A 1,600-nucleotide genomic window follows, 5' to 3' on the forward strand; every position below is an offset into this window, starting at 1 on the left:
CGCCCGTCCATCGGTGTCTCTGTCAGCGGTTCAGGAGCTGAGGAACTCCAGCACGGCTGACTTCGCCTCGTCGCGCCTGGTGGTGGAGAAGTGGTCGGTGTCGGGCAGTGTCACCAGCCGGGCCTGGGGGAGGGACTCCAGCAGACGTTCGGGTGCGCCGAGGAAGTCCTGCTCGCCCAGCACCAGGAGCACCGGTGAGGTCACTCGGGCCAGGTCGTCGAAGCTCGGCGGCCCGTCGGCGCGTGACGCCCAATCCAGCACGGTGGTGACGTTGTTGCCCGCGCGCTCGGCCGACAGCCGGACCGCGCGCATGACGGGGGAGTCGACGTCGGCGGCCCCCGTGCGCATGCCCTCCAGGGTGACCTCGAGCTGGGTGTCGGCCAATCCGAGAAGGGCGACGCGGCGGAAGAGTGTGGGCCGACGTACGACCGCAGTGAGACTGAGCACCGAGCCTGCCGAGAAGCCGACGATGTCCACCTCCCCGTCCGGGCCCGCGTGGGCCTCGCAGAACTCGACGAGGCGAACGACCCCGCCGTCACCGGTTGCGGCGAGCGGAGCGGCGTTGCCGTGTCCGGGCATATCGAAGCCGAGCACCTCGTGGCCGGCAGCGGCGAGGATGTCGACCCAGCCGTGCCGGCGCCAGTTGTGCTCGAAGTTGCTACCCATGCCGTGGACCAGCACCACGGGCGTCCTGTCGCTGTCGGACATGCGTTCGCTCATACGCCTATAGTAGGCATATTATCTAGTTCATTAAACTGAACGACGTCTCGAAGGGATCGACGTGGAGTCGTACGACCTGGTTCAACTGACACTGCGGGTGACAGTCGGCGCCATCATGATCATGCACGGGTACAACCATGGCTGGGGTGGCGGGAGGATCCCCGGCACCGCCGGCTGGTTCTCGAGCCTTGGCCTCAAGCACGGCAAGCTCCAGGCGTGGGCCTCGGTGATCACGGAGATCGGCGCGGGCATCCTGCTGATCCTCGGCGTCCTCACCCCGCTCGCCGCCGCTGCCACCCTGAGCATCATGCTCGTCGCGGGACTGCTTGCCCACCGCAAGAACGGCTTCTTCATCTTCAAGGAGGGCTACGAGTACGTCCTCGCTCTCGGCGTGGTGGCCCTGGTGCTCGGCACGTTCCCCGCCGGGAAGTACTCGATCGACAACCTCTACGACTTCCACGCCTTCGGCCTGGACCTCTTCGGTTGGACCGGCTTCTGGATCACGCTGGGCGTCGGTGTCGTCGCGACCGCCGGCCTCCTGATCACCACCTACCGTCCGCAGCTGACACAACCGACCACGTAGGTGGACACGGAGGCGGCAGTTCCCTCCCTCGCGCCCGCCGTTCCGGTGGGCGCTGAGCGGCAGGTCCGCACCCTGATCGCGCTCCTGTTGGGTGCGGCGTTCGTGATGATCCTCAACGAGACAGTCATGGGCGTCGCGCTCCCGCACATCATGGATTCGTTCGGGGTCGCAGCGTCGACGGCGCAGTGGCTCACGACGGTGTACCTGCTGACGATGGCGGTGGTGATCCCGGCGACGGGCTTCGTCCTCGACCGCTTCAGCACGCGACTCGTCTTCATCGGGGCACTGACGGTCTTC

Annotated in this window: 3 protein-coding genes; 2 read left to right on the plus strand and 1 reads right to left on the minus strand. The window is 67.0% G+C overall.

Features of this window, described 5'->3' with window-relative positions:
- Positions 1 to 30: 30 nt before the first annotated feature.
- Positions 31 to 720 carry an alpha/beta fold hydrolase gene (locus ACXJKL_RS20790; protein WP_457208894.1) on the minus strand — a complete coding sequence of 230 codons (690 nt, stop codon included), beginning with the start codon at positions 718 to 720 and terminating at the stop codon, positions 31 to 33.
- Positions 721 to 817: 97 nt separating this feature from the next.
- Here ACXJKL_RS20790 and ACXJKL_RS20795 point away from each other — a divergent pair, with 97 nt between their 5' ends.
- Together ACXJKL_RS20795 and ACXJKL_RS20800 are read left to right on the plus strand one after the other, a co-directional pair.
- Positions 818 to 1,303 carry a DoxX family protein gene (locus ACXJKL_RS20795; protein ID WP_457208895.1) on the plus strand — a complete coding sequence of 162 codons (486 nt, stop codon included), beginning with the start codon at positions 818 to 820 and terminating at the stop codon, positions 1,301 to 1,303.
- Between the two features lie 45 nt (positions 1,304 to 1,348).
- Positions 1,349 to 1,600: MFS transporter (locus ACXJKL_RS20800; protein WP_457208896.1), on the plus strand; the 252-nt coding region annotated here is incomplete at its 3' end.

The sequence above is a fragment of the Nocardioides sp. P5_C9_2 genome, assembly GCF_054049555.1.

Excerpts from the sequence above, each read along its gene's own strand:
- ACXJKL_RS20790 (WP_457208894.1), bottom strand. The coding sequence starts at position 720 with ATGAGCGAACGCATGTCCGACAGCGACAGGACGCCCGTGGTGCTGGTC.